We start from the raw sequence: 7497 nt of genomic DNA, 5'->3' as shown, positions 1-7497 counted from the left end.
TACAAATATATATAATTCCTGAACTAATACAATGAAATGTCCTAGCGAGTCATTTTTTAGCTCAACGAGATTTTGCAGTGAATATATTAATTTCAAATGATGATGGTGTTTTTGCACCGGGTATACAGGCATTGGCGCAGGCCTTGAGACCTTTAGGACGCGTTGTGGTGGTAGCTCCGGAAAGTGAACGTAGCGGATTTTCCAGTGCACTCACTTTAGACCGACCATTAAGACCAATCCAGATTTCTCCCGATGTATGGGCAGTGAATGGTACGCCAGCAGATTGTGTTTATCTGGCCATGAATGGTTTATTTGATGTTGAATTCGATCTGGTGGTCAGCGGCATTAACAGTGGTGCCAATCTGGGAGATGATGTGCTGTACTCAGGGACGGTGGGTGCCGCATTTGAAGGCCGTCTGGCCAAACAACCTGCATTGGCAGTTTCTCTATGTGGGCAAAACGTTCGATCTTATACCTTGCCAGAAGATTATCGCATTGCAGCGCAATGGGTACATGATTTTATCGCGGCAGGTTTGCCGACTTTGCCTGAACGTCATATTTTTAATGTGAATATTCCTGATATGGCTGAGCTGAAAGGAACTAAAGTGACCTTTCAGGGACGCCGTAGCCAGTCCAAGCCGATTACCAGTCATGTAGATCCACGTGGTCGCCAGGTTTACTGGATTGGGCTATCGGGTGAAGCAGTCGCAATGCCAAAACATAAAGGAACTGAAATCGAGTCAGACTTTTTTGCAATTGCCAATGGCTATGTAAGCGTGACGCCAATTCAGATGGATGCCACAAACTATGACACACTTCACACTTTGCAAGCCCAGATTCTAAATAAAATCTAATGAATGTTATAAGTTTGTGAAAAATGAAAGCTTACAAGTATATTGTAGTAAAACTTTGCTAATCTTACTGGGTTTTTGCAACCGTATAGATGTTAGAGAGGAAGATAATGTCCTTGGTGTCACCGAAATACTTCATTCATGCTTCACCATCCAGCTTCATCAAAACTCTGGTTTTGTCCACTGTGGTTGTTTCCACAATGATTATTACTGGTTGTGCCACTAAACCTCAGGTCAATAATATGACCCGCTATGCCGCAGCGCCTGACTTCTATACGGTACGCTCTGGGGATACTTTGAGTGGCATTGCTGCACGTTATGGTCTGAGCTATATCAGTGTGGCAGAGATGAATGATATTGCTCCGCCGTATCGTATTTATGTGGGTCAGTCGATTCGCCTGAAAAATAACACTACCGCTCGCCGTACTACAGCGACTCAACCTGTTACCCAAGCTTCACCGATTCAGCGTCAAACGATTGCGATTCCAGCGCCAACCACTCCCGCTCCAACAACTGTTAAGACTACGCCAAAACCTGCCACCACTACTTCCGCACCGATTACCCCAGTATCGACAGCAGCAGGATTACGTTGGGTCAAGCCATCAAATGGTCCGGTATTACAAAACTATGATCTGGCCGCAAATATCAAAGGTACCCGTTATGGCGGTAATGTCGGAGATCCGGTCTTTGCTGCAGCAGATGGGCAGGTGGTATACGCAGCAGATGGCCTGAAGGAATATGGTAATCTGGTACTAGTTAAACATATTAATGGCTATATCACCGCTTATGCGCATAACAGCAAATTAAGCGTGAAAAGTGGCCAAAATGTAACGGCTGGTCAAAAAATTGCCGAGATGGGGGCGACTGGTACAACCCGCACTATGCTTGAGTTTCAGGTTCGCTTGGACGGAAAACCGATTAATCCAACAACAGTTTTACCAAATAATTAAATAAATAATGCAAAACGTGAATTTCACCGTATAATACAATGAGTTGCTTTTATCAAAAGATGAAGCATCTCATAAGTTTAGAGGGGAATTTATGTTAGATCAACTTCGAGCAATGGGTGTCTTTGCTTGTGTTGTGGAAAAGAACTCGTTTAGCGGTGCTGCACGTGAGTTAGGGATTACAACCAGCGCCGTGAGTCAACAAATTCGCTCTTTGGAACAGGATATGGAAGTTGTACTTCTAAATCGTTCTACGAGAAAATTAAGTCTGACCGAAGCGGGACAAGCTTTTTTTCACAGCTGCCAGGAAATGTTGTCTGCTGCTGAGCGTGGAAAGGTTCGCATTAACGAGTTACGTGACGATCTTGTTGGTGAACTTCGTATTGTATCCTTACCGGAAGTGTGTGCGAATCATGTGATTCCTGCACTTTCTCACTGGATGTCCGCACACCGTGGCCTGACAGTCCACCTGGAAACAAACAATCATGAGGTTGATTTGTTGGAAGGGCGTATTGATATTGCCCTGCGATTTGACCAGAACGATGATGACCACAACCTTCAGGTTGTGCCATTAATGCAGATTGAACAGATTCTTGTTGCTGCGCCAAGCTATATTAACCAGACCGCAATTATCTCGCGTCCTGAAGACCTGAAACACCATGATGTTTTGCCTTTAACGCATATTAAAAATCATCAGAATTTCAGTTTTCAGCATGTGCATAGCACAGAAAAGGTTGAATTTGAACTAAGCTCACGCTTTAGTACCAATAACAGCTTGGTTGCAAAAGCCATGTGCCTGCAAGGCAACGGGGTTGCCAAGATTTTATATCTTGATGTTAAAAAAGATTTATTAAATGGTTCACTGATTGAAGTCTTGCCTGAATGGAAACTTCCGCCAGTCACCCTTTATGCAGTTATGCCTAATCGAGAACAGCAACCGACTAAAGTCCTGCGCTGTCTGGATGCATTGAAACAATATTTTAGCCAGATCTCTGGTGGACGTTTGTTGCAAGTCGCATCATAAATTCCCTATAAACAAAAAAGCCGCTTTAAAGCGGCTTTTTTGTTTTTCAAGATAGACTTAAGCAAGGTAGGCCTTGATCATTTTCACTAAACGCTCGATCAGTTGATCGGCCTGTTCCTGTGTAATATTCAGGGTAGGCAACAGACGAACGACATTACCTGCAGTCACGTTGATAATGGTTTTGTATTCATCGCGTGCAATATCCACAAGCTCACCACAGTCTTTAGGCAACTCAATCCCAATCATCAGACCGAATCCGCGTACAGTCACTTGATGATCTGCAAGCTGGTTACGTAACTGCTCAACAATATATGCACCTTTTTCAGCGGCATTGGCTACGATATTTTCTTTTTGCATAATATCGATGATGGTATAAACCACGCGTGAACCCAATGCAGTACCGCTATAAGTAGAACCGTGATTCCCCGCAGTTAAAACACCGACACCACGACCTTGAGTCATCACGGCACCAATTGGGAAGCCATTGCCCAGACCTTTAGCAGTCGTCAATACGTCGGGCACAATATTGGTGTGCTGATAAGCAAAATATTTACCGGTACGGCCATTACCTGTTTGTACTTCATCCAGCATCATCAACCAGTTGTGCTGATTACAGATCTGACGGATTTCTTCCAGGTAACTAAAGCCTTGCGGTGCTGTATTGACACCACCTTCACCTTGGATTGGTTCAACCAGAATAGCCACGATATCCGGATGGTTAATTGCAGCTTCTTCAATGGCTTCAATATCACCAAAAGGTACACGAATAAAGCCTTCAACCAATGGACCAAAGCCTTGTTGAACTTTTTTGTTACCGGTTGCAGACAGGGTTGCCAGCGTACGGCCATGAAAAGATTTGTCAGCTACAATAATTTTTGGTGACGCAATACCTTGCATATGACCGAATTTACGCGCAATTTTGATGGCGCCTTCGTTCGATTCTGCACCACTGTTGGAGAAGAAAACTTCTTCCATGCCAGCGACTTCAGCCAGTTTCTGTGCAGCAGCAGTTTGCCAAGGCACTTCAAAAAGGTTGCTGGTATGAATCAGGGTTGCAGCCTGTTCCGCAATTGCTTCAGCAATCACTGGATGAGCATGACCCAAACCGCAAACGGCGATCCCAGTTAAGGCATCTAAATACTCTGTACCATCTTCGGTATAAAGATATGCACCTCGTCCTCGGACAAAGCTGATCGGTTGACGACCAAAGACTGGCATCAAATGTGAAGGTTGATCAGTTTGTACCGGAGCGAGGGTAATATTGTTCATGACTAACTCTTTACTGTTAGGTGGAAAGAAAAACTTATATAAGCAAAAACTTGGTCAGATTTAAAGGGTAATTGTAAATAAAAATGGATTTATTACTTTAGACGTACTGTTTTTCTCTGTTTTGGGTATAATGCGAGACAGATTAGTTGAGGATTTATCAATGACTGAACAAGCACGCGATACCGAAGCGTTAATTCGTGACCAAATTGCCAAGCACGCAGTACTTCTTTATATGAAAGGCACACCACAATTTCCACAATGTGGTTTTTCTGCACGTGCGGTAGAAGCACTCAGTCAAATTGGTCGTCCATTTGCTTATGTTAATATTCTGGAAAACCCAGATATTCGTGCAACTCTGCCACAAATTGCGAACTGGCCGACATTCCCACAACTTTGGATCAATGGTGAATTGATCGGTGGTAGTGACATCATCCTAGAAATGTTCCAAAAAGGTGAATTACAGCCTTTAGTAGAGCAATACAGTCCAGCACCTGAAGCTTAATCCTTGGATTAAACTGATAGATATGAAAAAGCGCTTCCGAAAGAAGCGCTTTTTTTATGGGTGAATAGTGAGGAGGGGGCAGAATTAATCTTCTGCCTGATCCTCAGATTTTTCCAGTTCTTTTGATTCAGCAACCAAGGCCTCAGCTAAGGTATCTGGATCGGTCAGAACTTCCTTTATAGGCGCCTTATCTTTTTTCTTTTTCTTCTTTTTTTTCTTTTTCTTAGGTTCTTCCTCAAACTCGGCACCATCTTCAATGGCTTGCCAGTATTCGAGTTGTTCCATCACAGCAGCAAAGATCGAGTTTTTGCTATAACGGCCTTTCTTGTCCATAGTCCCGACCGGACGTGCCATCAGAATTTCCAAAGCCTGCGCGATATTATCAATGGCATGAATATGGAACTGACCTTCTTCGACTGCAGCAATAACATCTTTACGTAACATCAGATGCTGCATGTTTTGTCGTGGGATAATCACACCCTGCTTACCTGTCAGGCCTTGCAGCTTACAGGCATCGAAGAAACCTTCAATTTTTGCATTAACTCCACCAATCGGTTGCACCTGACCAAGCTGGTTCATGGAACCGGTAATCGCCCAGGACTGGTCAATCGGTAACTGACTAATCGCAGAAATAAGCGCTGAAAGTTCAGCGACTGTCGCGCTGTCACCATCCACCTGACCATAACTCTGTTCGAAAGCCAAAGCGGCAGAGAAGTGCAGGGTCTGTTCGCGGCCAAAATGTGCTTTTAGAAAAGAGGCCATCAATAACACGCCTTTGGCATGTAAAGAACCGCCAAGTTCTACGCTACGTTCGATATCCAGAATATCACCGCCACCCTGATATACAGAAGCAGTTAAGCGTGAAGGTAGACCAAATTCAACATCTGCATAATGAATCACAGACAGCGCATTGATTTGGCCTAAACGATGACCGCGAGTTTCAATCAGTTGAGTGCCACGGGTCAGATCTTGCCAGAATAGCTCACGTAAATAGCCTAAGCGATATTTACGATGATCCAGTGCGGTATTGATATGCTTTTCTGACACCATCTTATCACCCGCTTCGAATGCATGATGATGCGCTTCACGAATCAGGTCGCCCAGCGTTAATGCATGTAGTGACAGGGAACTCTGATCTTCAGCCTGACGGCTTGAGTCGGTCAGCAGGGCAGATAATGCAGAACGGTCAAATGGTAATAATTTATCTGATTGCACATAGTCAGCAATGAGCTGCATATAGGCTTGCTCATTTTCATCATTACGTTGCAAGGTATCGGTAAAATCAGCACGGATTTTAAAGATACTGCCTAGTTCTGGTTCAAGTTCCAGAATTTCATAATAAATTTCTGGCTCTGCCAGCAGCACCACTTTGATATTCAGCGGAATAGAAGCTGGTTCAATGGAAATGCTACCGGTGAGAGTCAGCATATGCTCTAAAGATGAAAGCTTGAGATGCCCAGATTTCAAGGCACGTTTCAAACCTTGCCATGCATAAGGTTGTTCCAGTAACTGTTCAGCTTCAAGCATCAGGAAACCGCCATTGGCATTATGCAAGGAGCCGGGACGGATCAGCGTGAAATCTGTAGTAATGGTGCCATTTTGGGTCAGCTGTTCTACATGACCCAATAGATTATAATGCGTCGGGAAATCTTCAAAAATAACGGGTGCACCGCTATTTGGCTTATGGGTGACGATCACATTGGCCTGAAAGCGCGCTGGTACGCGGCTGAACTGGGCAGGGGTAAAATCGTCTTCTTCCTGTTCCAGTACAATTTCAACATTATTAATAATGTCTTCAGCATATTGCTTCAGATATTGTTCTAGACCTTCGACATGCTTGAATTTAGTCAGCATCTGCTCAACGCGTGGCATGACCACCTGTTTAGCGATATCACGGTTCAATACTTGAACACGGTCACGCGCATCATCTTCCAGATCGCCTAAATGAAGACCTAGGCGTTCCAGTTTCTTGTCCATGTAACGCATGTTTGACGCGATTTCAGCACGATCTTTATTGCTTAAAGCATTCAAATCTTCCTGAGACATTTCCTGTACTTTGTCATCTTTCAGATGAATCGGTACAAAACAATGTTCATCATTGCGAGAAATCAATTTCAGATCGAGTTCTTCACCTTCACGGGTCAATTCGATCAGTGCGAGTTGCTGTTCATCACCCGTTTCCTGACGAATCATTTCAATCCGGTTGTGATAGTTTTCTGTAGTAAAACGGCGCTCCAGCTGTTTTAGAATGGATTGCCAGCTTTGATGCAGCATCGTCTGAAACTTGGGTCCCTGACCAGCTGGAAATTCCAGTGCGATAGGCTGACGAGGATTCTGAAAATTATTGACATAGACCCAGTCATTTGGCGTTTGCATGGTTTTGGCATGTTGCTGCAACAAACGCTTCACCATAGTGCGTTTGCCGAGTCCTGCTGTACCCACCGCAAAGATGTTATAGCCTGAATATGGCAGGGCAATACCAGCTTCAACCGAAGCACGGGCACGGTCCTGGCCTAGAAAATTATTTAAAGGCTTGATTCGCTTGGTCGATGCCGGGATTTTATCCGGATCGGCAATACGCGTCAGTTGTGCCGGTTTCAGGCATGTCTTTTCAAGGGTTGGTGTAATTTCGCTTTGTTCAAAGGCTGAGATAAGTAGGTCGGAGCTGATGTTTTGTTGAGATATAGTTGTATTACTTGAAATTGAAGAATGAATTTGATCGAGTCTCTGAGTCACTGTTGAAAGTCCAAAACGAAATATGACGTGGATAAGGTTTAAGGTATACAGATTTACTTGAAAAATTCAAGCCAACATGTCAGTTTTGCCACAAAATAAAAAATCGGGTATGCGAGAAATATATAAATTTTGTTGAAAGATACGTTATTAAAGGATTGAATAGCAGCA

Annotated in this window: 6 protein-coding genes; 4 read left to right on the top strand and 2 right to left on the bottom strand. The window is 43.8% G+C overall.

From position 1 onward, the window contains the following. Positions 1-77: 77 nt before the first annotated feature. From surE to B3J29_RS12520, 3 genes are all read left to right on the top strand, one after another. Entirely contained in the window at positions 78-854 is a 777-nt protein-coding gene (gene surE, locus B3J29_RS12530) for a 5'/3'-nucleotidase SurE (protein ID WP_005234998.1), read from the top strand. Between the two features lie 107 nt (positions 855-961). Beyond that, on the top strand, positions 962-1801 hold the full coding sequence (locus B3J29_RS12525; protein WP_104426308.1) for a peptidoglycan DD-metalloendopeptidase family protein: 840 nt from the start codon (positions 962-964) through the stop codon (positions 1799-1801). Between the two features lie 91 nt (positions 1802-1892). Then, entirely contained in the window at positions 1893-2822 is a 930-nt protein-coding gene (locus B3J29_RS12520; RefSeq protein WP_104426307.1) for a LysR family transcriptional regulator, read from the top strand. A gap of 57 nt (positions 2823-2879) precedes the next feature. On the opposite strand, the gene B3J29_RS12515 is transcribed toward B3J29_RS12520, so the two are convergent. Then, positions 2880-4091, bottom strand: coding sequence for an aspartate aminotransferase family protein (locus B3J29_RS12515; RefSeq protein WP_034702061.1), 1212 nt, complete (start codon positions 4089-4091; stop codon positions 2880-2882). Between the two features lie 160 nt (positions 4092-4251). On the opposite strand from B3J29_RS12515, the gene grxD reads away from it, so the two are divergent. Then, complete coding sequence (grxD, locus tag B3J29_RS12510; RefSeq protein WP_004782624.1) at positions 4252-4593, top strand: Grx4 family monothiol glutaredoxin; 342 nt, start codon at positions 4252-4254, stop codon at positions 4591-4593. Positions 4594-4677: 84 nt separating this feature from the next. Here grxD and B3J29_RS12505 read toward each other — a convergent pair whose 3' ends face one another. Further along, complete coding sequence (locus B3J29_RS12505; protein WP_286965716.1) at positions 4678-7329, bottom strand: Lon protease family protein; 2652 nt, start codon at positions 7327-7329, stop codon at positions 4678-4680. Between the last annotated feature and the right edge of the window lie 168 nt (positions 7330-7497).

The organism is Acinetobacter sp. UBA5984 (genome assembly GCF_002429925.1).
GTDB classification, from domain to species: domain Bacteria; phylum Pseudomonadota; class Gammaproteobacteria; order Pseudomonadales; family Moraxellaceae; genus Acinetobacter; species Acinetobacter variabilis.
This window is presented reverse-complemented; position numbering and strand designations above follow the sequence as displayed.

Bases quoted from the DNA above. Each gene is read 5' to 3' on its own strand.
- B3J29_RS12525 (WP_104426308.1), top strand. From the start codon at position 962: ATGTCCTTGGTGTCACCGAAATACTTCATTCATGCTTCACCATCCAGC.
- B3J29_RS12520 (WP_104426307.1), top strand. From the start codon at position 1,893: ATGTTAGATCAACTTCGAGCAATGGGTGTCTTTGCTTGTGTTGTGGAA.
- B3J29_RS12515 (WP_034702061.1), bottom strand. From the start codon at position 4,091: ATGAACAATATTACCCTCGCTCCGGTACAAACTGATCAACCTTCACAT.
- grxD (WP_004782624.1), top strand. From the start codon at position 4,252: ATGACTGAACAAGCACGCGATACCGAAGCGTTAATTCGTGACCAAATT.